23 protein-coding genes are annotated in these 25,429 nt (G+C 59.9%); 15 read left to right on the plus strand and 8 right to left on the minus strand.

Translation table 11 applies throughout. The annotated features are described in order from the left end of the window. Nucleotides 1-4: 4 nt before the first annotated feature. Nucleotides 5-1,327, plus strand: coding sequence for a deoxyguanosinetriphosphate triphosphohydrolase (locus tag HMPREF2736_RS09065; RefSeq protein WP_070829434.1), 1,323 nt, complete (start codon nucleotides 5-7; stop codon nucleotides 1,325-1,327). A gap of 244 nt (nucleotides 1,328-1,571) precedes the next feature. Here HMPREF2736_RS09065 and HMPREF2736_RS09070 read toward each other — a convergent pair whose 3' ends face one another. The 6 genes from HMPREF2736_RS09070 to HMPREF2736_RS09095 all read right to left on the minus strand — a co-directional run bounded on the left by HMPREF2736_RS09070 (nucleotide 1,572) and on the right by HMPREF2736_RS09095 (nucleotide 6,909). Continuing rightward, entirely contained in the window at nucleotides 1,572-2,534 is a 963-nt protein-coding gene (locus HMPREF2736_RS09070) for an ArsA family ATPase (RefSeq protein ID WP_070829435.1), read from the minus strand. Next, entirely contained in the window at nucleotides 2,525-2,782 is a 258-nt protein-coding gene (locus HMPREF2736_RS09075) for a cory-CC-star protein (protein WP_070421363.1), read from the minus strand. The genes HMPREF2736_RS09070 and HMPREF2736_RS09075 overlap by 10 nt, the downstream gene beginning before the upstream one ends. After that, nucleotides 2,766-4,490: a carbon starvation CstA family protein gene (locus HMPREF2736_RS09080; RefSeq protein ID WP_070829436.1), complete on the minus strand. Its 1,725-nt coding sequence runs from the start codon at nucleotides 4,488-4,490 to the stop codon at nucleotides 2,766-2,768. The genes HMPREF2736_RS09075 and HMPREF2736_RS09080 overlap by 17 nt, the downstream gene beginning before the upstream one ends. A 764-nt stretch (nucleotides 4,491-5,254) precedes the next feature. Next, nucleotides 5,255-6,127: a hypothetical protein gene (locus HMPREF2736_RS09085; protein WP_141750613.1), complete on the minus strand. Its 873-nt coding sequence runs from the start codon at nucleotides 6,125-6,127 to the stop codon at nucleotides 5,255-5,257. A gap of 117 nt (nucleotides 6,128-6,244) precedes the next feature. Next, a complete protein-coding gene (locus HMPREF2736_RS09090) occupies nucleotides 6,245-6,493 on the minus strand; it encodes a hypothetical protein (protein ID WP_070453521.1) in 249 nt (82 codons plus the stop codon). After that, on the minus strand, nucleotides 6,493-6,909 hold the full coding sequence (locus tag HMPREF2736_RS09095; RefSeq protein WP_070829437.1) for a guanyl-specific ribonuclease: 417 nt from the start codon (nucleotides 6,907-6,909) through the stop codon (nucleotides 6,493-6,495). Before HMPREF2736_RS09095 ends, HMPREF2736_RS09090 begins: the two co-directional genes overlap by 1 nt. A 35-nt stretch (nucleotides 6,910-6,944) precedes the next feature. Between HMPREF2736_RS09095 and dnaG the strand changes: the two genes are divergently transcribed. The 4 genes from dnaG to HMPREF2736_RS09115 all read left to right on the plus strand — a co-directional run bounded on the left by dnaG (nucleotide 6,945) and on the right by HMPREF2736_RS09115 (nucleotide 14,276). After that, a complete protein-coding gene (gene dnaG, locus HMPREF2736_RS09100) occupies nucleotides 6,945-8,930 on the plus strand; it encodes a DNA primase (RefSeq protein ID WP_070829438.1) in 1,986 nt (661 codons plus the stop codon). A gap of 652 nt (nucleotides 8,931-9,582) precedes the next feature. Continuing rightward, the gene (locus HMPREF2736_RS09105) at nucleotides 9,583-10,731 is read left to right on the plus strand and encodes an ImmA/IrrE family metallo-endopeptidase (RefSeq protein ID WP_070829439.1); all 1,149 of its coding nucleotides are present in this window, start codon (nucleotides 9,583-9,585) and stop codon (nucleotides 10,729-10,731) included. Nucleotides 10,732-10,734: 3 nt separating this feature from the next. Next, on the plus strand, nucleotides 10,735-11,220 hold the full coding sequence (locus HMPREF2736_RS09110) for a DUF4411 family protein (RefSeq protein WP_070829440.1): 486 nt from the start codon (nucleotides 10,735-10,737) through the stop codon (nucleotides 11,218-11,220). 1,097 nt (nucleotides 11,221-12,317) lie between these two features. Beyond that, a complete protein-coding gene (locus tag HMPREF2736_RS09115; RefSeq protein ID WP_070829441.1) occupies nucleotides 12,318-14,276 on the plus strand; it encodes an ATP-dependent nuclease in 1,959 nt (652 codons plus the stop codon). 159 nt (nucleotides 14,277-14,435) lie between these two features. On the opposite strand, the gene HMPREF2736_RS09120 is transcribed toward HMPREF2736_RS09115, so the two are convergent. Beyond that, the gene (locus HMPREF2736_RS09120) at nucleotides 14,436-15,098 is read right to left on the minus strand and encodes an 8-oxoguanine DNA glycosylase OGG fold protein (protein WP_070829470.1); all 663 of its coding nucleotides are present in this window, start codon (nucleotides 15,096-15,098) and stop codon (nucleotides 14,436-14,438) included. A gap of 33 nt (nucleotides 15,099-15,131) precedes the next feature. Between HMPREF2736_RS09120 and HMPREF2736_RS09125 the strand changes: the two genes are divergently transcribed. Next, nucleotides 15,132-15,728: a MazG nucleotide pyrophosphohydrolase domain-containing protein gene (locus tag HMPREF2736_RS09125; protein ID WP_070829442.1), complete on the plus strand. Its 597-nt coding sequence runs from the start codon at nucleotides 15,132-15,134 to the stop codon at nucleotides 15,726-15,728. Here HMPREF2736_RS09125 and HMPREF2736_RS09130 read toward each other — a convergent pair. After that, nucleotides 15,718-16,140 carry a hypothetical protein gene (locus HMPREF2736_RS09130; RefSeq protein WP_070829443.1) on the minus strand — a complete coding sequence of 141 codons (423 nt, stop codon included), beginning with the start codon at nucleotides 16,138-16,140 and terminating at the stop codon, nucleotides 15,718-15,720. The genes HMPREF2736_RS09125 and HMPREF2736_RS09130 overlap by 11 nt on opposite strands. A gap of 147 nt (nucleotides 16,141-16,287) precedes the next feature. Between HMPREF2736_RS09130 and HMPREF2736_RS09135 the strand changes: the two genes are divergently transcribed. The 9 genes from HMPREF2736_RS09135 (at nucleotide 16,288) to HMPREF2736_RS09175 (ending at nucleotide 25,405) form a co-directional block, all read left to right on the plus strand. Then, complete coding sequence (locus HMPREF2736_RS09135) at nucleotides 16,288-17,091, plus strand: lytic transglycosylase domain-containing protein (RefSeq protein ID WP_070829444.1); 804 nt, start codon at nucleotides 16,288-16,290, stop codon at nucleotides 17,089-17,091. A gap of 75 nt (nucleotides 17,092-17,166) precedes the next feature. Continuing rightward, a complete protein-coding gene (eno, locus tag HMPREF2736_RS09140; protein ID WP_070829445.1) occupies nucleotides 17,167-18,444 on the plus strand; it encodes a phosphopyruvate hydratase in 1,278 nt (425 codons plus the stop codon). Nucleotides 18,445-18,644: 200 nt separating this feature from the next. Continuing rightward, complete coding sequence (locus HMPREF2736_RS09145) at nucleotides 18,645-19,430, plus strand: hypothetical protein (RefSeq protein ID WP_141761626.1); 786 nt, start codon at nucleotides 18,645-18,647, stop codon at nucleotides 19,428-19,430. After that, complete coding sequence (locus HMPREF2736_RS09150; RefSeq protein ID WP_070829447.1) at nucleotides 19,427-19,957, plus strand: hypothetical protein; 531 nt, start codon at nucleotides 19,427-19,429, stop codon at nucleotides 19,955-19,957. The genes HMPREF2736_RS09145 and HMPREF2736_RS09150 overlap by 4 nt, the downstream gene beginning before the upstream one ends. Before the next feature lie 607 nt (nucleotides 19,958-20,564). Continuing rightward, a complete protein-coding gene (locus HMPREF2736_RS09155; protein ID WP_070829448.1) occupies nucleotides 20,565-21,401 on the plus strand; it encodes a type IV toxin-antitoxin system AbiEi family antitoxin domain-containing protein in 837 nt (278 codons plus the stop codon). Nucleotides 21,402-21,660: 259 nt separating this feature from the next. Continuing rightward, nucleotides 21,661-22,290, plus strand: a complete 630-nt coding sequence (locus HMPREF2736_RS09160; RefSeq protein ID WP_070829449.1) for a septum formation initiator family protein — start codon at nucleotides 21,661-21,663, stop codon at nucleotides 22,288-22,290. Nucleotides 22,291-22,452: 162 nt separating this feature from the next. Beyond that, nucleotides 22,453-23,010, plus strand: a complete 558-nt coding sequence (locus HMPREF2736_RS09165) for a DUF501 domain-containing protein (protein WP_070829450.1) — start codon at nucleotides 22,453-22,455, stop codon at nucleotides 23,008-23,010. Further along, nucleotides 23,007-23,933, plus strand: a complete 927-nt coding sequence (locus HMPREF2736_RS09170; RefSeq protein ID WP_070829451.1) for a Ppx/GppA phosphatase family protein — start codon at nucleotides 23,007-23,009, stop codon at nucleotides 23,931-23,933. Before HMPREF2736_RS09165 ends, HMPREF2736_RS09170 begins: the two co-directional genes overlap by 4 nt. Before the next feature lie 116 nt (nucleotides 23,934-24,049). Then, nucleotides 24,050-25,405: a glycosyltransferase family 4 protein gene (locus tag HMPREF2736_RS09175; RefSeq protein WP_070829452.1), complete on the plus strand. Its 1,356-nt coding sequence runs from the start codon at nucleotides 24,050-24,052 to the stop codon at nucleotides 25,403-25,405. Nucleotides 25,406-25,429 lie beyond the last annotated feature (24 nt).

The following is a 25,429-nucleotide window of genomic DNA, read 5'->3' on the forward strand; positions in this document are numbered from 1 at the left end:
CTTCGTGTACGCCTATAACGCCGACGATACGAAACGCCGCACCGCCGAGGGTCCGAAGGGGGCGCAGCTCGCGCCGGATTCGCGGGGTGCGTTTGCGCGTGACCGGGCCCGTGTGTTGCATTCGGCGGCGCTTCGTCGATTAGCAGACAAGACCCAGGTTGTTGGCCCGCGCGACGGTGACACTCCGCGCACGCGCCTGACGCACTCGCTGGAGGTCGCCCAGATTTCGCGCGGCATCGGCGAGGGCCTCGGCTTAAACCCCGACCTTTGCGAGATGGCTGGCCTCACCCACGACATCGGCCACCCGCCCTACGGTCACAACGGCGAAGTCGCGCTCAACGAGGTCGCGCCCGACGGCTTCGAGGGCAATGCGCAGACGTTGCGCATCCTGTCGCGCCTTGAGCCCAAAGTGCTTATCGACGACCACTCTTACGGCCTCAACCTCACCCGCGCCTCCTTAGATGCCGCCGTGAAATACCCCGTGACCCGCACCAACCCCGACGGCACCCTGAACCGCAAGTACTCCGCCTACGACGAGGATGCTGAGGTGCTTGCGTGGGCGCGCGAAGGCCACACAGACAACATGCCGCCGATGGAGGCGCAGGTGATGGACTTTTCCGACGACATCGCCTACTCCGTCCACGACGTCGAAGACGGCATTGTCTCCGGGCGCGTCTCCCTGCAGGTGCTGTGGGACTTCGTCGAACTCGCCGCCCTCGCTGAGAAGGGCGCCGCCGCCTTTGGTGGCGACGCCGACTCACTCGTCGACGCCGCCGACCGCCTCCGCGCCCTTCCCGCCATCGCAGCCGCCGCCGACTTCGACTACACTCTGTCCTCCTGGGTCGGTCTGAAGGGGCTGACGTCGCAGTTGGTGGGGCGCTACATCGGCGGCGTGACCAAGGCGACCCTCGAGGGGAACGCTGCGGGCGCTGGCACTGCGGGTGCCTCGGGCGCTGCTGCAGCCCCGGGCGCTGCGAGCGCTGCGGGTGCCTCGGGCGTGATGGGCCGCCAGCACGGCCGCCTCATCGTCCCGCCAGGCGTCGAGGCCGAAGTCCGCCTGCTGAAAACCGTTGCGGTGCTCTACGTCATGGACGTGCCCGCCCATCTTGCGCGCCAGGACCGCCAGCGCGACCGCATCTACCGCGTCCACGAGTACCTGCGCGCCGGCGCCCCGGGCACCCTGGACACGATGTTCCGTGCCTGGTTCGAAGCGGCCGACACCGACGCCGAGCGCGAGCGCGTGATCATCGACCAAATCGCCTCCATGACCGAGTCTCGCCTCGAGCGCACCGCGAAGAAAGCCAGCGCCTTCGAGGGCTTCTACTAGTCCCGCGGCCGTTGCGTCTTGCCGCAGGTTGTGCAGTGGACGGGACGGCACATTGGGGCTCCTCTCGCTCGCAGATATTGCGAGTGAGCCTATACCGCGCCGAGGTGGAATACGGCGAAAAGTGAGCTTAGGAGCAAACCCGAACTCAGCTGGCCAGATGAAAAAGGGCTTCGAAGCGAGTTCGGGTTTGCCCCTAAGCTGCCAATCGGACACCTTCCACTCCTCGGAGCGGGGCTCGGGGAGGCTACAGGCGCGCGGCGATGTCGGCGAGCGCGGCGCGGGTGCCGATCTCCCCGGGCAGCCACGGCAGTTCCACGCGCGGCACGTTGGGCAGTTTCGCGTCCAGAAGGGCAAGCGCTTCGTCTTCCACGGCGCGCCGGGCGGCCAAGAACTCGCCAGCGCTCGAGCCAGCGCCAGCCCCAGCAGTGCCGGCGGGGCTGCGGCGATTGACGACGAGGCCGGAGACGCGGATGTGGTGGTGGGTGAGGTCGTCGTAAAGTTCGGTGCTCTCGAGTACCGGGAGCCGCTCGGCGGTGAGCACGATGGTGAACGTGCAGGCGGCCGGGTCGGTGAGGATGTCGCGCAGGCGCTCAAACTTGCGGCGGCGGCGCAACAATGTGGTACGGATCTGCTGGTTGCGGCGCTGCACCGGGTCCTCGTCCGCGCCGCCGAGGCCACGCAGGGCGCGGGAGAACTTGTCGGACTGTTCGCGCCGTTGCATCAGCCCGCCGGTGTATGCCGCCATCAACTCGGGCAGGGCGAGCAGGCGGGAGGTGTGGCCGGAGGGGGCGGTGTCGAAAATGATGTGGTCGACGCCTTGCGTGTCCACAAGTTCCGCCACGCGTTCCAGCATCGCCGCTTCGTGCATGCCTGGGGAGTTGCGTGACAGGTCCAGGTGGCGGCGGATTTCGGGGTGCATGCGCTCCGGCATCATTGCCCGCATGGACTGCTCGACTTCGGCGAGGTGGCGTTCGGTGGTGGTGGCGGGGTCGAGTTCGACGACGCTCAAGCCGGGTTCGAGTTCGGTCGGCGTGTCGGAGAGCGACACCGACCAGATGTGGCCGAGGTTGTGCGCCGGGTCGGTGGACACCAGCAGCACGCGCCGGCCAGTTTCGGCGAGGCGCACCGCGGTGGCGGCCGACACGGTGGTTTTTCCCACGCCGCCTTTGCCGCCGAAGAACATCACGGGTGCGGTTTCTAGCAGCATCGCACGCCGTCCAAGGGGGAGTGGGACATGCCCATGCGGGTGTGCCAGGCGTGGAATTCGTCGTAAAGCAATGGCATGAGCTCGAGGGTGTAAAAGGAGGCGGGGTTGGGGATGCCGAGCGTTTCGGAGGCGACGAGCAGCGTAAACAGGTCGTCTTCTTCGCGGGCGGCGCGGGCAAATTCTCGACGATAAGGTGCCTTGTAGAACTCGTCCAGGCCGGCCGCGAAGGCTTTAAAGCGCTCGAGCATCGGCAGCATCGGCAGCGTGTTCGCCGGGCATGGTTTCGTCGTCACGCCAGACCACTGCGGGCTCGCGGCGTGCCTTCGCGATGGCCGTGAACGCTTCGACGATGACCCAGATCGCGCAGCAGATGATGATCACGTCGAGGACGAGTAGCAGCCAGTTGCCGGAGTTGTAGAACGTGCGCACCTGCAGCACCGCGGCCCACAGGGACATGACGGTGACGAACACCAGCGGGACGAGCACCGGCCAGGAGGGGCGGCGCAGTTTGGTCAGCATGATCGCCACGATGGACAGGGTCAGGCCCGCCATGAGTTGGTTGGTGGTGCCGAACAGTGGCCAGATGAGCATGCCGCCGGAGCCGTCGATGCCCATGGAGAACGTCAGGCCGAGTGCGCAGCCGACCGCGATGATGGTGGCGATAAGGCCGGAAAGTTTGAAGCCCATCAGGTCGCCGATTTCCGTGACGACGAAGCGCTGCAGGCGGATACCGGAGTCCATGGTGGTAGCGGCGAAGAGGACGGCCATCGTCGCCAAGATTGTTCCGGACAGGGACTGCGGAATGCCCAGGCCTTCGTTCATCAGCGCGCCGCCGCCTTGGATGAAGGCGTCCACGCCGCCGGCGTTCCATTCGTTGTAAACGTTTTCCCAATCCGTGATGGTGTTGAATCCGGCGGTCGTCGCAACGATGGTGCCCAGTGCGAGCAGGCCTTCGCCGACGGCGCCGAAGTAGCCGACGAAGCGCACGTCGGTTTCCTTATCGATCTGCTTCGACGACGTACCCGAGGACACAATGCCATGGAAGCCCGAGATCGCACCGCAGGCGATGGTGACAAACAGGAGTGGGAAGATGCCGGGGGTGCCGTCGGGGACGGTGTCGCGAAGTGTCGGGGCGACAACTTCCGGGCGGACGATGAAGAACGAGCCGTACAGAATGATCAGGCCGACGAACAGTTGCAGGCCGTTGATGTAGTCACGCGGCTGCAGCAGCACCCACACCGGCAGCAGCGAGGCGATGAAGGCGTAGAGGAACAGGAAGATGATCCACCAGCCGCGATCCGGGATGCCCAGCATGACTTCGGGCAGGGCGAGCGGCATGCGGTCGCCGAGAATCATCAGGCCGTAGAGCGCGGCGACGCCCACGAACGACACCAGCGGCAGGTTCCAGTTGAAGCGGTAGATCGCCTGGCCGATCAGCAGGGCCACCAGGATCGCGCCCCAGGTCGGGATGACGGCGGTTGGGGTGGAGATCAGCAGGTTAGAGATCACCACCGCGAACGCCGTGTTGACCATGAGCAGCAGCAGGAAGATCACGATGAGGAACAGGTTGCGTCCGCGCGCGCCGATGTAGCGGCCGGACAGTGTGCCAATGGAGTGTCCGCGGTGGCGTTGCGACGCCCACAGCGCCCCCATGTCATGCATCCCCGCAAAGAACACCGTGCCGAGCGTCACCCACAGAAACGCTGGTACCCAACCCCAAATCACAGCGACGGCCGGGCCGATGATCGGTGCTGCGCCCGCCACGGAGGTGAAGTGGTGGCCCCACAGGACGTATTTGTTGGTGGGGACGTAGTCCACGCCGTCTTCCATGGTGTGGGCGGGCGTGGCGTAGGCGTCCGAGAGTTGGTACACCTTTTTGCCCAGGAACTTCGAGTACAGCAGGTAGCCGGCGGCCATCATCGCGAGGCCGACGAGCACTAGGATGAGCGAGCTCATGGGCGTCCTCCATTCGTGTCGTGGTTCACAGTTTGCGAATTATGACACACAGCACACTTTTAAGTTTCCATTTGGGGTGTTTTTATGCGCTGTTTTACGTGAGCGGGATGTCTGATACCCCTCGACTTCCGCGCGATGACCGCATAAGTTTGCGTAGTAGAACTTTTCTAGCTGTATCGAAAGGCGAAGGCATTTGTTTGATCGCGTGGAACGAATGACTCGAGCGTTTCCGTGGATGGTCTCGCTTTCCCGGACGACCGAGAGGCGTGCGCGCGTGACCTTCGAGAAGCGATTACTTCGGAAGACCCCAGCCTGCTGGCAGCCGAGTTCACAGCATGGAAGGAAACTGCGACTGCTATAGCCGAGGGGGTTGATTGCAAAGAGTTGGAGTGGCTCGACCCGTCAGATGACGCGTGCGTGGTTACGCGACCAGCGTGACCCCTTCATCCTCAAACACTGCGCGCATTTTGCTTGTCGACGACCCCTCCACCCCGGAGCGTCCACACCGGGCCACATCCCCCGCCGGGGTGCACATGTGCGAAAACTGAGCTTAGGGGCAAACCCGAACTCGCACCGACGGCGATTCCTACCGGCCTTCACTGCGTTCCACTGCGGTCCACTGTGGTCGTGCCGCGCATCCGAGTTCGGGTTTGCCCCTAAGCTGCCAATCGGACACCTTTCACCCCTCAGGGCGGTCGCCTCACCGCGCTCAAACAGCGCTCACACACCGCCCACACAACGCGCTCACACAGCCGGCGACCGCCTCACCACTCCCACTTTGGCAGCGAGTGCTTATATATGACGGCATTACGCGCCCGGCCTACTTCCCTCATGAAAAGGTCCGGTCTGAAGAACAGATCTGAGAAGTCCCAGCGCACTGTCGGGAAGTTGTGGTGCGAAGTCCAGGAGGCGCGTGTGTCTTCGGGGAAACCGAAGTCGGAATCGAAGCCGGTGGCGTCGTCGATGATGATGGCGATGTTGCGCATCCCGCCGCAGTCGACAATTAGAGGCCCGGATGTGACCCATGGTTTTAGGAACACCGGGTAACAGTCAATCCGGTGTGAGGAGAGGACGGCGCGGGCGAGGCTGTAACGGTACTCGGGCAGCGGTGTCACACCAGCGACCATTCTGTGCGCCCGTTTGAGAATCTCGGGCCGGCAACCTTCGAACCCGTCGATGTAATCGTGCACTGTGCGGCGTGAGTAGTGCGACAGGAGCCAATCGGTTGCCGTGAGTTGGTCGGTGATGGTGCCGAAGCGGAACAGGTCGATGTAGGTACGGAGTCGGTCGGTGTAGCGGATGTTGTGGGCGGTGATGGTTTCGTCGTCACGCACGGGCACTGAGCGGAATCGTGTCAGATAGGGCCATTTGCTTTTGGCGGGCGGTTTTCCGGACGGTAGTGCGACATCGACGGTCCAGTCGGTGAATGGCCCAATCCACATGCCGTGTTGCACTGCGGCCCAGCGACCGAGGAGGATCGCTTTGCGACTGTCGCGCGAGACTCCCGCACCGCGGACCAGCATTTGGTCGCGCAGTGGGAGCGATTGCCACCATTCTTTCTCGACGGTGGTTGTCCGCGTCACATAGCGCGGGTTCGCGCTGGGCGCGTTGGCTTGCTCGTCAAAATCTGCTCTCAACCCCCGAAGGTGAGCCATTTCTGCATACCCCATGCAAGCCAGTATCGCGCCTGGCGGCTGCGTTGGGAACCCCTCGCGTGCACAATATAGTGGACATTTCCGAGTTCGGGTTTGCCCCTAAGCTGCCAATTCGACCCCTTCGTCCTCAAACACTGCGCGCATTTTGCTTGTCGACGACCCCTCCACCCTCCAGACAGCCACCACCACCCGTTTCACTTGGGTTTCCCGCAGGAGGTCGGCGAGCGCGTCGAGGTTTGTGGGCACGGGACGGTCGGCGGCGTCTTTGGGGCCGTAGGCGGCGGTGAGGATGCCGCGGGCGAGGTCCTCAAGCGTGTGGACGGGGTTGGCGATAAAGATCGGGTTCATCAGTTGACCTCCATTTCGCAGAAGGATTCGTAGTGGTCGTCGGTGTAGTACCAGGCCTCGACGCCGGAAGCGTCGCCGCCGGTGACGATGCGCCTCGCCCCGCGGTGGCGTAGCCCCGGCGTGTCCACGGTGTACTCGCGGTAGTAGTTGCGGGACTCCTGGGGGAGGACGCGTTCGTAATTGCCGAAGCGTTTGTCGTCGTTGGCAGGGTAGGGGAAGGGCCCGCCGGCTTCGATGAGGTCGACGGTGTCCCAGGCTTCGTCGGGAAGCGAGTCGCACGCCGGCAGCCCCGAGGCTGTCGCGCTGGAGGTCGCGCTCGACGACACGGCGCTGGTTGGTGCCGGGGTGGGTGAGGGGGTCGTCGATACGCAACTGCTCAACGCGAGGCAGGTCAGCAGGACAATCGGGCGCTTCATAGGCCCACATCGTTGCACACGCTACGATGAGCGCCATGGCAAGGGGCAGAATTCCGGATAGTGACATTGAGGCTATCCGTCAGCGCGCACCGCTCGACGAGATTGTGGGCGAGTATGTGCAGTTGAAGCCTGCCGGGCACGACTCGCTGAAGGGCCTGAGTCCGTTCAAGGACGAGAAGACCCCGAGTTTCCACGTTCGCCCTGCTCACGGGTACTACCACTGCTTCTCTACGGGCAAGGGCGGGGATGTGTTCTCGTTCTTGATGGAGATGGAGCAGTTGACCTTTCCGGAGGCCGTGGAGGCGGTCGCGGACCAGATTGGGTACCGCATTAATTACCAGGGCGGTTCTACGGGTGCGCGTGATGTGAAGCCGGGCACGCGCCAGCGGCTGCTGGCAGCGAATAAGGCGGCGCACGAGTTTTACCGCGAGCAGTTGGAAACGCCTGAGGCGAAGGTCGCGCGCGATTTCCTGCTCAACCGTGGGTTTTCGCGCGAGTTGATCATGGATTTCGAGTGCGGTTACGCCCCCGACGGTTGGGACACGCTGACGAAGCACCTGCTGCGTAAGGGTTTTGAGGTCCAGGAACTCATCGACGCCGGTATTTCCTCCCAGGGCAAGCGCGGGCCAATTGATAAGTTTCGCCGTCGTCTGATTTGGCCGATTAAGGATGCTGCGTCGAACACGATCGGTTTCGGCGCGCGCAAACTTTTCGACGACGACCCCATGGGCAAGTACATGAACACCTCCGACACGATGCTGTATCACAAGTCGAAGGTGCTCTTTGGCATCGATAAGGCGAAGCGCAACATTGCCACCCAGCACCAGACGGTGGTGGTGGAGGGCTACACCGATGTCATGGCCATGCATGCCGCCGGCGTGACCACCGCCGTGGCCACCTGCGGTACCGCGTTCGGCTCCGAGCACATGAGCCTGATCCGCCGCCTGATGCTCGACGATAATTTCTTCCGCGGCGAACTGATCTACACCTTCGACGGCGACGAGGCCGGCCAGAAGGCTGCGATGCGCGCCTACAACACCGACACGGAGTTCGGCGGCCAGTCGTTTGTCGCCGTCGCCCCGGACGGCATGGACCCTTGCGACCTGCGTCTGGAGAAGGGCGACAGCGCGCTTCGAGACCTCGTCGCCTCCCGCATCCCCGTCTACGAGTTTGTCATCGAGTCCCTGCTGAAGAACTTCTCCCTCGACTCCGCCGAGGGGCGCGTCCAAGCTTTACGACGCACCGTCCCCGTCGTCGCCTCCATCGACGACAAAGTTCTCCAACAGGAATACGCCCGGCGTCTCGCCGGCTGGGTCGGTTGGCCCAACCCCGACGAAGTCCTGGAACAGGTCCGCGCCGAGGCGAAGAAGCCGAAAAAGGAGAAGCGCCAGCGCGTCTCCCTTGCCGCCCGGCAGGCCGCCGCAGGTCCTGACTCCTCCGGCCGCCAGGCGGAGTTGCTGATCCCGCCGCGCCCCGACGACCCAATGCTGTGGCCCCAGCGCGAAGCCTTGAAGATCGCCCTGCAGCACCCGTCGAAGGCCGGCAACTATTTCGACGGCATCAACCCGGACGCCTTCACCAACGATGCTTACCAGCAGGTCCGTGAGGCCATCACCGCCGCCGGCGGCTGCGCCAGCGCGGGTGACGGTGTGGGCGCTGGCGGCGTGGGCGCTGCTGGCGCTGGGCCCGCGGGATCTAGCTCCACCGACTCCGCCCCCGACGGCGGTGCCTCCTGGATCGCTGCCGTCGCCGGCGAGATGCGCGACCTTTCCGGGCGCAACTTTGTTTCCGAACTCGCCGTCGAACCCATCCACGCCGACGACCTCGACGAATACGCCGACTCCGTCCTCTCCCGCCTGCAGGAAACCCGCGTCGGCGAGCAGATCGCCCAGCTCAAGGCGCAGCTGCAGCGCATGCGCCCCTCTGACGACGAAGAGGCCTACAACGCCCTCTTCTCCGACTTGGTTGCGTTGGAGCAGGCCCGCAGGGACCTCAACGACCGCGCCTTCCGCGGGCGTTAGCCACCACCCCTGCCGGTTGCGTCGGCCGCTGGTCTGTCCCCCGACCCGCACCGCCGCCGACGCCCCGCTTTACTTATTTCGTTTGTGTAAAACCCCGCACCTTCGCCGGCAGGTTTTTACACTCCGCGCAGGTCGCAGCTCCCGGCCCTGCAACATTTTGCATCGCCCCGAAGCGCCACTAGGAGGTCGATCCAGCACCGCCTGCTTCACCAACGACTGTAATCTCAATGTGTGCAGTGGCGGGGTGTGCGGTGAGCTCGGGGAAGAGTCGGAGTCTTCTCGGAACTCATTTCTAAGTTGCTCTACAGATCGAGCCTGGACTATGACGCCAGCGTCTTCTTCAAGTTGCCCCACCCACCAGCCGGATGAGTACTCAACGGTCGCTGTGAAACGGTTCATTGCTGCTGCACCAATCTGTTTGAGTCCCAACCCGATTAATGCACATCGTATCTCAACCAATAGGCCGAAAAGTGAGCTTAGGAGCAAACCCGAACTCATCGCGCCGCATTAAACACCCAGTACAACGGCAGTATCGACCAGCCACATTAAAACTGGGTCACGTGTCAACCCTTGGTGACATACTGAACCTCTACGCAGTATCGTCTTGGGCAGAGTTTGGTTTTTGCAGAAAGAGTGAAAAGGAGGTGGGCCGATGAACACGCCGCGTGTTTCGGTCACGCCTTCCGTTTTGCAGTGGGCCGCTCGTCGTACGGGTTTGGATGATGATGAGTTGCTCAAGCGTTTTCCAAAATTCGATTCCTGGTTAGAGGGGGACGCACAACCCACGCTGCGTCAGGCGCAGAAGCTGGCTCACCAGGCGAAGATTCCGTTCGGGAGATTGCTGCTTAAGGAGCCTTCCGGAGAGGACACTGGTGTTGCAGATTTCCGGATCGTCAGGAATTCTGCGTTGGGGTCGATGAGTCCAGATCTCCAAGAGGTTGTTCTCAAGTCGCAGCAGCGTCTGGCTTGGTACTCGGACTACGCAAAGGATGAGGGGATCGAAGCTCCGGTCTTTTTCGCTTCTGCTTCGAGTGCTCAGCACCCTCAAGACGTCGCGCTGTCCATCCGCGAGCATCTCGGTTTTGACGCAGAAGCCCCATTTCCGGGGTCGGATAAAGTGCGCGCCTTGGTGATGGCGATGGAAGAAGCAGGGGTGTTGGTGGCTCGAAATTCGATCGTGGAGAGTTCAACGAAGCGTCGTTTGAGCGTCGATGAGTTTCGTGGATTCACCATTGAAGACGATGGTTTCTGCCTCGTCTTCATCAACACTCGGGATGCAAAAACCGCGCAGTTGTTCAGCCTCGCACATGAGCTTGGCCACGTTGTGCTCGGAAAACCGGGTGTCTCCGATCATACGGACGGCGTGCAGTTGGAGCGGTGGTGCAACCAGTTTGCGTCCGCGCTCATTGCTCCGGCATCTGCAGTGCAGAAGCTTTTCGACGACACCATGCCGACCAAAGACCAAGTCGAACGACTCGCCCGTCGCTTCGGTCTGAGTAGGGAAGCCATGCTCTGGCGCCTCGAAGAATTGGGACTCATTGATCAAGAGGAAGCACGCCGCGTACTGCCTTTGGTGAAGCACACTGGAGAGCGAGTGGAGAAGTCCGGTGAGGGGGCGCCGCCGCACCACGTACTCGTTCGTTCCCGGGTTGGTGGGAGATTCTTTGACACGGTTACGCAGGCGGCGGTGAACGGTCAGATATCGCAACGGGAGGCTGCGCGGTACCTAGGAACCAATTCAAGCGAGTCGTTCGCGAATCTGGTCAATGCACGCCAGGTGCGAAGCCAGAAAGCGGTGTAGCTGATGTATTTGGTAGACACCAACTTCCTAGGCACCTTGGCCAGTTTTTACCCGGATACTGTGTTTCCGACGCTTTGGAAGAAACTTGAGGTTGCGTTGTTCTCCGACGGTGTGCACTTCCATGATGAGGTTGATAAAGAGCTTGCTGCGTGGGGTGCTCCTGAGTATGGCTGGTATCAGAAGAATGTCCGCCAAGATCAAATAATTTTCCCTGATCAAAAAGAGGTCGATTGTTACCAGGAAGTCGTGGAATGGGTGGAGTTCGGCAGACAACCGAAATACCGCGACGCTGCCGCTACGGAGTTCTTCAATGTGGCAGACTCCTGGCTGGTGGCGTCGGCATATCGCTACGGCGCGACCATTGTTACTAATGAGGCGTCGGCGCCGAACAGCATAAAGAAGGTAAAGATCCCTGACGTGGCTATACAGTTCGGTGTGCCCTGTATCAGTGCGCTCGAGTTCCTTCGGCGCCTGGATATTCGGATCTAAGCCTCAAACCCGAACTCGCTGGGCCGTGATTCTGCGACAAATCAAACCTCCAGCAGGGGGTAACATCTGTCACTTTCCCCAGGTCGTCGTTCGCGCCAATGAACGATCTGTCACACCCCCGGAACTCCCCCCGATCCCGGACAAATGTGAAGGGCAGGTTGTGTCCCCGACTTAGATGTGAGGGCTGCGCCATCAGCCAAAACGGGGCAGGCTGGTTATTCGACCCCTCACACCCGCCCTTCACAACTGGGTGAGGTCCCTCGCATCTAGAATGAGCCAACCGGCCGCACAGGCAGAGGCACCATCACCTAAACGGTGAGGGCAGGAGATGTGGATCTAGGTGAGGGGGTCCGATCTAGATCTGACCGTGCCAGCTGTGAGGGGCTAGATATGAGGTTCTCGCCGTCGCCCGAAAACGGCCTCAGTTGTTTACTCGCACCTCTCGCGCTCGGCCTCTCACATCTGAGTGGGGTTCACACCCCTGCCCCTCGCATTAAGCCAGAACTAGCCAGCGCTGACAAGACCGCTCCCTACCAAAATAGGAGACAGGGAGGGTTCTGGTTCGCGCTTGGCTGCCCGCTCTCGCATGTTAGGACCACGGATTTAGTAACACCGTGGTGAGTATCCAGTAACACTCGGGTGATGATCGAGTAACAAGTCGTTTCTGCTGCCGTAGAGACCGTCTTCCGCAGGATCGCCGATTCGGGTTGGTTTGCTTCAATGGTGCTGCCAGTGGGCTACATTTCGAAGAGCACTCACAACTTGGCCCTACTGATGCTGACAATCCAGATCGGTTTGAGAAGTAGTCCGTTTTGGCGGGCTGTTTTGGGCCGATTCGGCGTGGAAAGGGAGTCATTTGTTATCCGTCGATGGGAAGCAACGAGGTTCGAAGTTTTGCAGGCTAAATCGTCAGCGCGACTACAGGACCGACCGCCGTCGGACTGTTACTCGATGCCCGCTCAAGTGTTACCGGATAGTCACCACGGTGTTACTAGATACGCGTTCGCAACAGCCGGCACGCGAACCTTAAGACTGAGCATTCAGGAGCTGGTAGTTCGTCGAGCTGGAGATTATCTAAAAATGGTTAAATAGCGCCTGTGAAAATCAAGAGTGTTGAAATTAGAAACTTCAAAGCGATTCGTGAGTTCAAGGGCGAGTTTGGGAAGCTCACCACATTCATCGGACCGAATGGTGGTGGAAAATCTTCGATTCTTCATGCAATTGCGTGGTTGTTTAGCGGTGATCTCAAGACTGCTGACGATTTCTTCTGTCAAGCGAATGGTGAACGTTCCACCGAGATCTCCGTAAAAGTCACATTTGATTCCCTGACTGCAGGAGACCGACAGGCGTTTGGGAAATACGCGTTGGGGGAGGAAATGACCCTGCAGCGTACACAGCGATCAGATTCGGAAAAGACGAAGCTATGGGGTTCCCCTACAGTTTTCCCTGGATTTGAGAAGTTCCGCGATGCAAACGTCGGGACAATTCGAAGTGGGTTAACCGAGCTAATCGAATCGGACCCGAACTTTTCGAACTTCCTAGGCGGAAACGTTCAAGGTGTAAATAAAAAAGAACTCCAGCATGCAATGGATAAATGGGAGATGGATCCGGCCAACAGGCATCTCCTTCAATCGAGGGAGGAAGTGGACGCGACCGATTTCTTTGGTGCAGTCGGTACGGGGAAGTTAGCGAAAGATGCAGGTTTCGTATTTGTGCCTGCTGCACCTGATCTGACGAGCGAATTTGATCTGTCAAATAGAAAGTCTGCGATGGAGCTCCTCGTTGGTGCCGTGGTGAAGAACGCTACTGATGGGGCGATTGCGGAATGGTCTGAGGAGCATAAGGACGTACTTGATGATTTGCAAGCTCGGTTGAAAGATTCAACGGATAGTGAACTTTCGGCGCGAAGCGAAAAGATTAATAACCACCTAAGCGATTACCTGCCAGGCGCAAAACTGTCCATCAACATTGGATTAGACGATTGGACCCCGAAAGCGAACCCAATCGCGACAACTAAACTGTCCCGTTTTGGGGCAGAGTGGCCCTTGCCGCACCACGGTCATGGGGTTCAGAGGGCAACGCTCCTCGCTGTCCTGCAAGCACTTGCTGAACTTTCGACAGAACCAGGAGGCTACGCGCCCAACTTGATCGTTTTCGTCGAGGAACCCGAGGTCTATCAGCACCCCGTGCAGGCGCGAATGATGGCATCTGCTTTTCGTCGAGCAGCTTCGGCGACGGGTATTCAGTTCGTGTTTGCGACACACAGCCCCTACTTTGTTGACCCCGCATTCTTGCCGTTTACTTATCGCGTTTTGCCTTCAAATACTGGTTCCTCGGTGCTTCGCGCAGAGGAGGATGATTACTATTCGAAGAAAAATAAGGACGGTGAGCTGTCCAAGTACTTCTCCAAGGCCCTAATTGAGGGGCTATTCTCACGGGCCTGCGTATTGGTTGAAGGAGATACCGATAAAGCAATTCTGGAACTTTTGGAAGACCCAGAAACCGGTAGGACACTCCCGGAGTCGGGGATTTCCGTGATTGATGTTGAGGGTTCAGAAACGCTGTTTACGATTTTCTCAATCCTGAATTCCTATGGCGTTCCGAGCTATGTGGTGCGTGATGGCGATAGCGATGTTGGGGTTGCTGGTCAGAAGGCACGCGCGAAACTCAAAACCGGGTCGAATCAAGAATTCGAGAAAAAGCGCGACCAAATTCTTGATTCGTGGAGGAATGGCGTGGAAAAGTTCGTTTCTACGGCGGCAAAGACGACTGGGGATTCTCAAATTGCGTCGTATGTGTGGGGTTCCGGTGAATATGTCGGTGATCGATGCGCGATCCTCCGGCATGATTTGGAGGCGGAATTGGAAAACTGGGACCAATTTGTCGAAGAGAGTAACCACATAGTGAAAGGAAAGAACCTGCGGCAGATAAAGAAGGCGGGTATTCACGCCCGCATCGTAGAAGCATGTGACGTGTCTACAGCACCGGAGGTGCTCCTGCGAATCGTTCGTGCTGTGAACCAGATGGTGGATAGCCATCAAGCGGATCAGGGTTAGCTTTCGTATCAGACCGGCCGCCATACCAAAGCCCGGCGAGTTCGGGTTTGCCCCTAAGCTCGCCGGGCGGCATATATACCCCCTGCGTGGGCTCCGACAGGCAAGCCCCGTAGAAGCCCCGTAAAAGCCCCGCGAGCCCCAGCCCCCAAATACTCAGCGCTACTTTGCCTCGCGACGAGCAAACTCCCGCAACGCCCACTCAACCGCGTCCAGTGGCAGCGAAGAGTCGTAAGCGTCCCGAGCAGCGGTCAATGCGTCGAGGTACTCCTTGTATTCGTCGGCGGTCCAGTCGGCGTCCTTCGCCAGGCCGGCCAGGCGCGCGCGGTTGGAGCAAATGATCGCCGGCGCAGCAGCACCGTCGGCAGCACCAGCAGCGTCCTGCTCACCCGCCAGGAAGTACGCCACGGCGGACGCGTACTTCGGTGCCAGGCCGGTTGCGATCAGGGAGGCGTAGGCGTCGATAGGCGACAGCCCGCCAAGCTTGCGGATCGCGCCGAGCAGCTTGGAAGCGTTGCCCTTGTTGCGCAGAAACGCCTGCATTTGCATGACCTGGTTGGATTGGCCGGCGATGTAGGCAAAGCAGGCGCCGAGGAAGTCGATGATCTGCTCGCGCGCGAAGTCGGAGGAGCGGACATCCGACGCGAAGGAGAAAACTTCGGCGCGGGTGATGGAGGCGGTGGCGTCGTCGCGGAAGGGCGGGACGCGGCGGAGGTGGTGGGGCCAGCCGGTTTTCCAGCGGATGGGGGAGAAGGTAACGGAGTCTTGCAGTGCGTCTTGGGCGCTGGGTTTGATGGCTTCGAGTGCTTCGGCGATCTGAGTCATGCGCTCCATCATAGAGGCCTTAGACTTCCCTTCATGACTGCGACCGTGTTGCTTCTGGATGCCCGTTGGCCCGACATGATCCCGCTCAACCTCGCTGGCCAGATTCGTGGTCGTGTGGAGTTTTCGCCGGAGGTGCCGGTGTCAGTGCGGTGGGCGTTGGATGTCGTAGACGGCGACGGGCGTTGGATTGTGACTACGGATCCCAGGTTCGCGGAGCGTTTGCTTGACGACGACGCCACCGCCCTGATCAAAGTCCCTTCCCTCGAGGATCCTGTGTTGCAGGCTGTGGAGACGATGCGTGAGGCGCGTCGCCGGGGTGAGTGGGAGCAGGAGATGACGCACGAAAGCCTCCTGCCGTTTTTGGCGGAGGAGGCTGGTGAGGTCGCGGATGCGATTCGCGCAAAGGCGCCCGACGCGGAACTCAAGAACGAGTTGTCGGATGTGCTCCTGCAGGTGTTGTTCCATGCGGAGATTGCCGATGAGCGGGGTGCCTTTGGGTTTGGGGATGTGGCGGGGGCGTTCGTCGATAAGATGCGCCGCCGTGCGCCGTATTTGTTCGACGGGTCAGACGGGCCTGTGGATAAGGTGACGCAGGACCGTCTGTGGGTTGAGGGGAAGGCTAGCGAATAGCCGGCAGTGCCGGGATGAGGGTGCGGATGTCCGGCAGGCCTGCCTTGGAGGACATCTGGGAGGAGCCGGCGAAGAGTTGGTCGAGTGGGGTGACCGGGTCAGGCTTGACGATGCCGCACTCAAGCGCACGGTCCGCCACCGCACCGACGGTGCTTGCGGAGACGAGGCGCAGGGCTGCGTCGTTGCCAACGACGGTGTTGAGGTTGATGACGAGCTGGCTGCGGGTGGTGTCTTTGTTCACCATGCGGGTGGCGGTCAGGCCGGTGCGGAGGCTGTCGCAGTTGGTGTTGGCGATGTTGCCGTTGAGCAGGCGGACGAGTTCGAGGGTTTGTGCCTCGGCGGGGGTTGCGGTGCCTGCGAAGCCGGTGACGGCGATGAGGCCTGCTGCGAGTGCTGCGGTGATGCGGCGCATGGGGTGTCCTTTCGGGGAAGTTTGATAGGTCGTCAAGCATCATAACTGTTACAGCTGTGATTATTGTGATTTGTGGGAAAATTGTTACTTCCGGCATCGCCCAACCCCCGCACGGCGCGGTAACCGCGCCCGGTACACTTTGCGCCCATGATCACACCGCGACGCATTGCTCGCGGCTGTGGCTGCGTGGGCATTCTTGGCGCGGCCATGGCCGTTATTCTTGTCGTCGCGCTTATCGCGTGGCTGCTGTCTGCCTTCAACTTCGACACCCGCGAACCCATGCAAAAAGCCCCGCTTACGGTCCCACCTGCGGCCGCGGAGGCGCCCCCGCGTATTAACGTCCACGCGCCGGGCAGAACCTCCGACCAACTCTTTGACTGGTCGCAAAGCATCGGCGAGGCCACCAACATGTCCGGCCAGGCCGTGCGAGCCTACGCCAACGCCGCGCTGATCGCCGAGGAAGCCTGGCCTCACTGCAACCTGACCTGGAACACGCTCGCCGGCATCGGCTGGGTGGAGACCCGCCACGGCACCTACGGCGGCCGCTTCGATTACTCCAAACTGGACGAGAACGGCTACCCGCAACCGCCCATCATCGGCCCGCAGCTCAACGGGGACGGCTTTGCCAAGGTTCCGGACACCGACCACGGTCAGCTGGACGGCGACACGGAGTTCGACCGCGCAGTCGGGCCGATGCAGTTCATTCCGGAGTCATGGGCGCGCTTTGGTCGCGACGCCAACGGCGACGGCACTCCGAACCCTCAGCAGATCGACGACGCCGCCTTAGGTGCTGCGAACCTCCTGTGCAATTCCGGCGGCACACCCCGCGACCTGTCTACCGAGGAGGGGTGGACCCAGGCTATCTACGCGTATAACCAGTCCAGCGACTATTTCGCCCGTGTACGCGACGCGGCGGCCAACTATGCCATGAACCAGCCTGCCCACCGGTAGGGCAACGGCTAGACTTGTGGACGGAATTTTTCGCCAAGTCATTTTCCACGCCACTATCCACGTTAAGGAGAACTCATGGCTGACATCATGCACATCTTTGCTCGCGAGATTCTGGATTCGCGCGGTAACCCGACCGTGGAGGTGGAAGCGCTGCTGTCTGATGGCTCGCATGGCCAGGCTGCGGTGCCGTCGGGTGCGTCGACGGGTGAGCATGAGGCTCACGAGCTTCGCGATGGCGACGACCGCTACGACGGCAAGGGTGTTCTCAAGGCTGTTGAGAACGTCAATGAGACCATCGCGGATGCCCTGATCGCGTTTGAGGCGGACGATCAGCGCCTGATCGACAACACGATGATCGAGCTCGACGGCACCGACAACAAGAAGAACTTGGGCGCGAACGCTATGCTGGGTGTGTCCATGGCTGTGGCGAAGGCCGCCGCTGAGGCTGCCGAGTTGCCGCTGTTCCGCTACATCGGCGGCCCGAACGCGCACACCCTTCCGGTGCCGATGATGAACATCCTCAATGGTGGCGCACACGCCGACTCTGGCGTGGACGTCCAGGAGTTCATGATCGCCCCGATCGGCGCGGAGACCTTCGCCGAGGCGCTGCGTATGGGCACTGAGGTCTACCACGCGCTGAAGTCCGTGATTAAGTCCAAGGGCCTGTCCACGGGTCTTGGCGACGAGGGCGGGTTCGCCCCGTCCGTCGAATCCACCAAGGCCGCCCTCGACCTGATCGTGGAGGCCATTGAGAAGGCGGGCTACAAGCTTGGTAGCGACATCGCGCTCGCACTCGATGTCGCCTCCTCCGAATTCTTTGAAAACGGCACCTACAACTTCGAGGGCGGCCAGCACTCCGCCGAGGAGATGATCCAGGTCTACGCGGATCTGGTGGAGCAGTACCCGATCGTCTCTATCGAGGACCCGCTGGATGAGAATGACTGGGACGGCTACGTCGCCCTGACCGAGAAGCTTGGCGACAAGGTCCAGATCGTCGGCGACGACCTCTTTGTCACCAACCCGAAGCGCCTCGCCGAGGGCATTGAGAAGGGTGCCGCGAACGCCCTGCTGGTGAAGGTGAACCAGATCGGTACCCTCACCGAGACCTTCGACGCTGTCGAGCTGGCGCACCGCAACGGTTTCCGCACCATGATGTCGCACCGTTCCGGCGAGACCGAGGACACCACCATCGCCGACCTGGCCGTCGCCCTGTCCTGCGGCCAGATCAAGACTGGTGCCCCGGCTCGTTCCGAGCGTGTGGCGAAGTACAACCAGCTGCTGCGCATTGAGCAGGTGCTTGGCGACGCCGCCGTGTACGCCGGCCGCGACGCCTTCCCGCGCTTTAAGAAGTAGGCAGTAGCTCACCGCTACGGCCGGCCCCGCTCCGTCTTCGGTGCGGGGCTTCTCTCAGAGCGATATGTTTGGCCCCTCCTTTGAAGGGGCACATCGAACAGCCGTCCTGCATACTCTGACCCAATTTTTTAGGGCTGTTTCGCTATCCATATCTAGATCTGTGGGGAGTAACGAAGCTAGTTCAACTATGATCTATGGGTATGGAGCCACAAAGCCACAGTCTACGATTCAAAAATCCGCCGGTTGTTTGGGTGCGATTAGGGATCGACTTCGAATCATTGTTACCAATCCAAGGGTGGCAGCTAGAGCAGTTCTTCACCAAAATTAGCTCCGAATTTACTGACCGGAGAGAGGTTGCGCCTTATCCCGTCGAGCCCATGAAAGTTTCTGCCGAGCCGAGCGGGGCGGATCAGGTCTTCTACGAAGCTGGGGGTGCTGATTGGCCGATACCACGTACCATCCTCTCGGACTCGCAGACAGTACTTGAAGTGCAGGCAAACCAGATTTGTCTAGGCTGGAATTTCCATAATCGGGAAACGGGGGATGGTGCCCCGTATCCTGGTTTTGACTCGTTGAGGTCGCAGATTCTTGAAATATTTGAAACTCTAAATAGATCCGTGGTCGACTCGGGTGGCGACATCTTCCCGAAGGCAGTTCACTGCATTTATTTAAACAGTATCGAAGAATCCCCGGTTCGTTTATCTACGGGCGTATTGGCCCAATGGGGAGGGTATGTTGACGGAAAGGAACACGTTGATGACTACCTCGGGGTAAGGATCCATCAGTCTGCCTCCGAGAGCGTTCCAATGACATCCACCGTAATGGTTGACGCGGAGCCGGGTCAGAAGCCTCGCTTGGGGTTTGAAGTGTCGCGGGCGGTGCGTGAAGAAACAGTTGAGAACTCGTTCGATGAAGCTCATACGAAAGTATTGTCTCTTTTCGATCGATACACTGACCCCACTTGGAGAGAGGATTGGGATCGATGAACACGTTGCCTGAGTTGCCCCTTAAAAGCGATTTTCTGTGGGACGTTGAAAAAGGCTCTGTACATCGGAGAGCCCCCAGGGGAAAGATCTTTTTGGTGATAAATACATCAAGCGGGAATCGGGAAAAGCGCCTTTGGGGGAGGGAGGATGAGCGCTCGGAAACATTCGCGACCCGCGAGATTAGAAAAGTTGGTGCGGAGCGTGGGCTCTCAGCCCTCACCTTCCAGGAAGTCATGAAGTTTATGAAAATGGTCTCTACCCCAGATTCTCCTGTTCCATCAATCATGGCTACGGAAGAGGGGAAGTTGGCACTATTGCACTGGTCTGCTGGCAAGCAAACGCTTGAGGTTGAAGTGGGGGAAAACGGCCCCGAATATGTCTGGGGTGTCACAAAGTCAGGTAGTCGAGTTTCCGCCGAGTCTGAACGCCAGAAAATTATTACCTATGCGAAACGGATCAACCTCGAGATGGCAGCTCTTGTAAACGAGGTAAACCCGAACTGGCGGGCTGTTTATCCGGTGAGGTAGCCGTGGGGTCGTGGTGCTGGAATGATGTTGCCATTCCAAATGAGGAGACGTTATACAGAAAGATAAAACCAATCAAGGAGATGTGTACTTGGGATCCTGTACGCGAAAGTTGGGTGCCAACTCCCGGAGCGCTGCGTCGACAAGCTTATGAAGGACTGTCCACACACGCGAAATCAATTCTCGATGACATCGGCCGGAATGAAACCACGCTTTATGATCGAAATGTTTATTCTGCTATCGCTTTTACGGTAGGCGTGGTTAGGTCAACTCCAGGAGTTGGAGTTGGTGTAATTTTTATCGAGGCTGACGAGAATCAAGAGAAAGATGAGGATTTGCGTAGAGCTCACGCAGAGGTGAGGCCAAAAGCTCCTGAGAAGAACAGGCAAACGTGGTCCGAAGTTGTGCACCAAATTGTTCAAAACCATGAGTGGATCCCGCAGGAGCGTGGTGTTTGAGCCAGATATCGCTTCGGCCCCGCCCGTCTTCGGTGCGAGGCCACTTCTTTATCTTCAGAATCTACGTTTATATCACAATCGGCTGACGATTGTATCGTTCTAGTTGATACAATCGTCCGCAATCACTGATACAAACGCAAAAGGAGGGGACGGTGAAGCGTGCAGACGTGTTAGCGACCTTAGAGATGGTCGCCTCGGACCAGTGGGGCATCGTCACCACCGGCCAGGCGGGACGGGAAGGGATTGAACGCCTGCAGCTGTCCCGCCTCGTGGAGCGCGGTGATCTTGACCGAGCGCGGCATGGCGTCTACCTGCTGCCGTCCCATCAGGGTGGCCCCCACGATGAGATTCGTGCGGCGTGGTTATCTCTCGAGCCAAAGAAGTTCATCGATGAGCGCTGGGAGGACGAGCAGCCCGTGGTGGTCTCGCACGAGTCGGCTGCTCTCATCCACGGGATCGGCCGCCTCGTCCCACCGAAGCTGACCTTCTCCACGGAGGGTACGAAGCAAACACGGCAGCAAGGAGTCCGCATCCGCACTCGTCGTGATCTTCCTGAGGATGACATCGTGTCAGTAGACGGGTTGCCGGTGACCAGTGTCGCGCGCACCGTTGGTGATTTGGCCGAGGCTAAGATTGAGCGTGGGTACCTAGCAGACCTTGTCGCGGATACTCTCCGGAAGGAGGGCGTGCGTATCGACGACCTCGCGAGCAAGCTCGCTCCTTCAGCCCGCTACTACGAGGCGAAGTCCGGCAAACAATTGGTCGCCGAGCTAAGCGCTGAAGCGTCCTCTAAGGAAGACAGCGCGGAGTGGCGCAATCGGCTCGCGCTCATTGGACACGCCGTTGAACGCGCATCAATTGACCCGAGCGTATTTAAGGGTCTTGAGGAGAGCTTGGCGACCATCAACGCGCGAATCGAGGAACAAATGGAGCCGCTTCGCAAGCAAATGCAAGAGATCGCAAGGCAGGTGGGCAATGGCGACAAGTAAAAGCGAGACGGTCTACCCGTGAAGTACCACGATTTCGCTCAGACGACTGCGTTTGCATCGGAAGTGCTCAACCCAGCGCTTGCTGGAGAACTCTCCGCAGCCCGGTGGGATCCCGATGCGCGAAGTTCATCATGCTCCCCAGCCTCACCGTCGAGGCCGCGTCCCGAGCGCTGCAGCAAGCATATCGACGACCGCGTGACCGCTCCGCTGGCCGCGCCGCAGTCCGCGAAATCCTCAAGCGCATCTAGACTGATTACCTATGAAGAAGCGCCCGCCACGTCCCCGCAAGTCGCACACGGTGCCCGTCGCCAGCCGCGACGCGGAGCGTGCCGAGCGCGCCCGCGAGCGCAAACAACGCTCCCGCACGAGGCGGGCGCGCGTGTTTCCGAAGCAGGATATGGCGAGCGTGGCCATCCTCATCGGCGTTGTGCTGCTGGTACTGCTGGCCATTGCCGCGCCGCTACGGAACTACTACGAGGGCCGCGCCGAGATTGCGCGGGCCCAGGAGTCCATCGAACGCTTGGAGGCACGCAAGCAGGCGCTTGAAAGCGACATCGCCATGTATGAAGACGATGCCTTCATGCGCCAAGAGGCTCGTCGGCGCCTCGGTGTGGTGGAAGAAGGAGAGACCGTCTGGCGCATCCTCGACCCGCGCATGTCGGCTCCCGGCAACATCACCACTGCTGCCGACAAGATCCCGGACGACCGCGAGTGGTCCGAGGTGCTGTGGGATTCGCTCCGCGACATCCCCGAAGTAGAGGCGCCCGCAGCCGAGGTGTCCGAAGCCCCTGAGGCTCCAGAGGTTGAGTCGCCCGAGCAAGAAGCGCCACAACCCGACGCCCCAGCAGACGCAGAACAACCAGCCGTCGAGGCGCCCGCTGAACAGTAAGACGTGGCTAGCAGCGACGGTTGGTGTGGAACCGTTTGGGAGTGCGATACGACTCGATTGAAGGCACTCCCTCGCGGCTGCTAGCCACGTTAAACGCAACTGTAGCGCACTGAACCCCTATCGCACGGAAAATTTGTTCGGCGGTCGTGGAACAATAGCGGCATGACTCCAACCGATGCACAGTTGTCTATCGTTGCCGAGCAACTCGGCCGCACCCCACGCGGTGTCCTCGCGATTGCCTACACCACTCCGGACAATCAGCCGGCTGTGGTGAAAACGGCGCCAAAACTTGACGACGGCACCCCGTTCCCCACCCTCTACTACCTCACCGATCCACGCCTCACCGCCGAAGCGTCACGCCTCGAGGTGGCGCAGGTGATGAAGTGGATGGAAGCCCGCCTCAACGCTGATACCGCTGAGGGCGATGCTTTGCGACGCGACTACCTTGCCGCCCACGAGCACTTCCTCGCAGAGCGCAACGCTATCGAAGATCTGGGCACGGATTTTTCCGGTGGTGGTATGCCGGAGCGAGTGAAATGCCTCCACGTGCTCATCGCTTACGCGCTCGCAGAAGGACCCGAGCGTGTCCGCTTCGGTACCGAGGCTGTCGCCCTCGCCGCAGATCACGGCAATCTGCGTGGCACCGCGATCCCGGAGGAATGGCCGACGCTTGAGGATCTCGGCATCACTCTCGCTGAAGCAGGGGAGGATCTGGAGTGACCCGCGTCGCCGCCGTGGACTGCGGCACAAACTCCATCCGCTTGCTTATCCACGACACCGAAACCGGCGAAGTATGCCGCCGCAACACCATCGTGCGCCTCGGCCAAGGTGTCGACGAGACCGGCAAGTTCGCGCCAGAAGCCATCGAACGCACCCGCGTAGCACTCGCGGACTATGTCGAGGAGATGCAGCGCGAGAACGTCACCCGCGTGCGCATGGTGGCCACCTCTGCCACGCGCGACGCGAGCAACCGCGAGGATTTCTTCGCCATGACCCGAGAACTCCTCGGCAAGATCCAGCCTGGCGCAGAAGCCGAAGTGATCTCTGGTCAGGAGGAAGCAGCGCTGTCGTTTGCTGGCGCCACGGCAGACCTTGACCCGGAACGCGGGCCGTTCTGCGTCATTGACCTCGGCGGCGGATCGACCGAATTTGTCATGCAGACCGCAGACCAACTTCACGCTGTGTCCACCCAGATGGGTTGCGTGCGCATCACCGAGCGGTTTATGAGGTCGGATCCACCCACCGCAGAAGAAACCGCTGATGCCCGCGAGTACATCGCTAAACGAATTGCCGAAGCGGCGAAGGTGGTGCCGTTCGCACAGGCGCGTACCTTCGTCGGATGTGCCGGTACGTTCACGACGCTTTCTGCACTGGCTCAGAATCTCGATTCCTATGATCCGAAACGGATCCACATGTCGGAGATTTCCTTCGACTGTATCCGCGAGGTCACAGAAGACCTTCGTAACAAAACTGCAGAGAAACGCCGGACCAATCCGGTCGTACACCCAGGGCGTGCCGACGTCATTGCAGCAGGCTCGGCCGTTGTTGAAAAACTGATTGACTTCTTCGAACACGAAGCCGACGCGAGCCGAATTGTCATCAGTGAGAAAGACATACTGGACGGGATTGTCACCGGTCTGTGAATGACCGGACACTCAATGTGCCATTTTTCGGAATTGAACTAAACTGTCGGCAACGCTGCCTCAGCACCGATATTGGTCTTGAGCCTGTGGGAGTGCCGTGAGAGGAGGAGAGCATTTTGGCCCGTATCTTGGTCTTATCCCATTACTGGGCACCCGAAAACGGCGTTCCACAACGTCGTTGGACATGGCTTACACAGGTACTTCATGAAAACGGACATTCGGTGAGTGTGGTTGCTCCTCCGCCGCATTACAACCGTGAGGTGACGCTGTCTAAGCGATTTGCCTCTATTGGCAAACGGCTGGCACTTCGGATTCGGCGGATGCACCCGGTGGAGTGGGGTCCAGCAGGTGAGCGTATTTACCGCACTACCTATCTCACAGGTGATTCGGGCCTCACCGCAAAAGCAGCGAACCAGGGGTTTGTCTCGCTCTCGATGTTGCGTACGCTCCGACGTCAAAAGGCAGCACTGGAATCGAATAAGCCAGACATCATCGTTGGAACCGTGCCAGCATTGCCGACTGCGGTTGTCGCACGGATTGGTGCGAAGATGCTCGGTGTTCCGTACGTCATTGATCTGCGTGATGCGTGGCCAGACCTGCTGAGCTATTCCGATGATTGGAATTCTGGCACAGGGCAGGCTTCGTGGCGCGAGCGCCTATTTAACAAAGGGCTGCGTCGTGCTGGATTTTCAGTAGTGTCAGATACGCTCAACAAAGCATTAGATGGAGCTGCTGGAATCATTGTCACCTCAGAAGATTTAGGCAAGCAACTACAGCGGGAGATTCCTAGGAGAGCACGCGGCAAGCGGCCGAATGTATGCACGGTCCGAAATGTCTTTCCGCTCAAGAGCGAGGCCGAAAAAGTATCTGTATCTGTTGATGCCACAGGGACTGACCGAGATCATCTGAATGTGCTTTATGCCGGCACTCTGGGGCGCGCGCAAAAGTTGGGTAATGCTTTGGAAGCAGCAGCGCTTGCTAAGAAATCAGGCGTAGACGTGCATTTGAAGCTTGTTGGTGCAGGTGCAACAAAGGCGGCATTGCAAGAGCAAGCGGCGGCTCTCGATATAGACGTGGAAATTTTGCCCCGCACGGATGCCGACGCTTTGGACGAGCACTATCAGTGGGCAGATACCGCGTTGGTTCATCTCGCGGACTGGGAACCACTAAGACGCGCGGTGCCGTCCAAGACTTATGAGTTAATGGAAGCAGGCATTCACATTTGCGCAGCAGTTGATGGGGAAACTGCACGGATCGTATCTGATCTGAAAGCTGGGCACACAGTCTCACCGGAAAACCCGCAGGAGTTAGCAGACCTTTGGGTTCGTCTGGCCCAGAACAAGGATTTGCTTAAAGTGTCTGATGAAGCAGCGAAGTGGGTAACGGAACAACGATTGCAGGACGCCCCGGAAGTCATCGTCAACTTTTTGGATCAGATCCTGTCGCGACAAGCAACTGAATCTGGTAAATAGGCGATGGTCCGGAAAGTGTCTGCC

Source organism: Corynebacterium sp. HMSC036E10, assembly GCF_001836265.1.
In the GTDB taxonomy this organism is placed as follows: domain Bacteria; phylum Actinomycetota; class Actinomycetes; order Mycobacteriales; family Mycobacteriaceae; genus Corynebacterium; species Corynebacterium coyleae.

What these genes read in the sequence shown, in the direction of transcription:
- HMPREF2736_RS09070 (WP_070829435.1), bottom strand. Translation starts at nt 2,534, where the DNA reads ATGCTGCTAGAAACCGCACCCGTGATGTTCTTCGGCGGCAAAGGCGGC.
- HMPREF2736_RS09075 (WP_070421363.1), bottom strand. Translation starts at nt 2,782, where the DNA reads ATGCTCGAGCGCTTTAAAGCCTTCGCGGCCGGCCTGGACGAGTTCTAC.
- HMPREF2736_RS09080 (WP_070829436.1), bottom strand. Translation starts at nt 4,490, where the DNA reads ATGAGCTCGCTCATCCTAGTGCTCGTCGGCCTCGCGATGATGGCCGCC.
- HMPREF2736_RS09090 (WP_070453521.1), bottom strand. Translation starts at nt 6,493, where the DNA reads ATGAACCCGATCTTTATCGCCAACCCCGTCCACACGCTTGAGGACCTC.
- HMPREF2736_RS09095 (WP_070829437.1), bottom strand. Translation starts at nt 6,909, where the DNA reads ATGAAGCGCCCGATTGTCCTGCTGACCTGCCTCGCGTTGAGCAGTTGC.
- dnaG (WP_070829438.1), top strand. Translation starts at nt 6,945, where the DNA reads ATGGCAAGGGGCAGAATTCCGGATAGTGACATTGAGGCTATCCGTCAG.
- HMPREF2736_RS09105 (WP_070829439.1), top strand. Translation starts at nt 9,583, where the DNA reads ATGAACACGCCGCGTGTTTCGGTCACGCCTTCCGTTTTGCAGTGGGCC.
- HMPREF2736_RS09110 (WP_070829440.1), top strand. Translation starts at nt 10,735, where the DNA reads ATGTATTTGGTAGACACCAACTTCCTAGGCACCTTGGCCAGTTTTTAC.
- HMPREF2736_RS09120 (WP_070829470.1), bottom strand. Translation starts at nt 15,098, where the DNA reads ATGACTCAGATCGCCGAAGCACTCGAAGCCATCAAACCCAGCGCCCAA.
- HMPREF2736_RS09125 (WP_070829442.1), top strand. Translation starts at nt 15,132, where the DNA reads ATGACTGCGACCGTGTTGCTTCTGGATGCCCGTTGGCCCGACATGATC.
- HMPREF2736_RS09130 (WP_070829443.1), bottom strand. Translation starts at nt 16,140, where the DNA reads ATGCGCCGCATCACCGCAGCACTCGCAGCAGGCCTCATCGCCGTCACC.
- HMPREF2736_RS09135 (WP_070829444.1), top strand. Translation starts at nt 16,288, where the DNA reads ATGATCACACCGCGACGCATTGCTCGCGGCTGTGGCTGCGTGGGCATT.
- eno (WP_070829445.1), top strand. Translation starts at nt 17,167, where the DNA reads ATGGCTGACATCATGCACATCTTTGCTCGCGAGATTCTGGATTCGCGC.
- HMPREF2736_RS09145 (WP_141761626.1), top strand. Translation starts at nt 18,645, where the DNA reads ATGGAGCCACAAAGCCACAGTCTACGATTCAAAAATCCGCCGGTTGTT.
- HMPREF2736_RS09150 (WP_070829447.1), top strand. Translation starts at nt 19,427, where the DNA reads ATGAACACGTTGCCTGAGTTGCCCCTTAAAAGCGATTTTCTGTGGGAC.
- HMPREF2736_RS09160 (WP_070829449.1), top strand. Translation starts at nt 21,661, where the DNA reads ATGAAGAAGCGCCCGCCACGTCCCCGCAAGTCGCACACGGTGCCCGTC.
- HMPREF2736_RS09165 (WP_070829450.1), top strand. Translation starts at nt 22,453, where the DNA reads ATGACTCCAACCGATGCACAGTTGTCTATCGTTGCCGAGCAACTCGGC.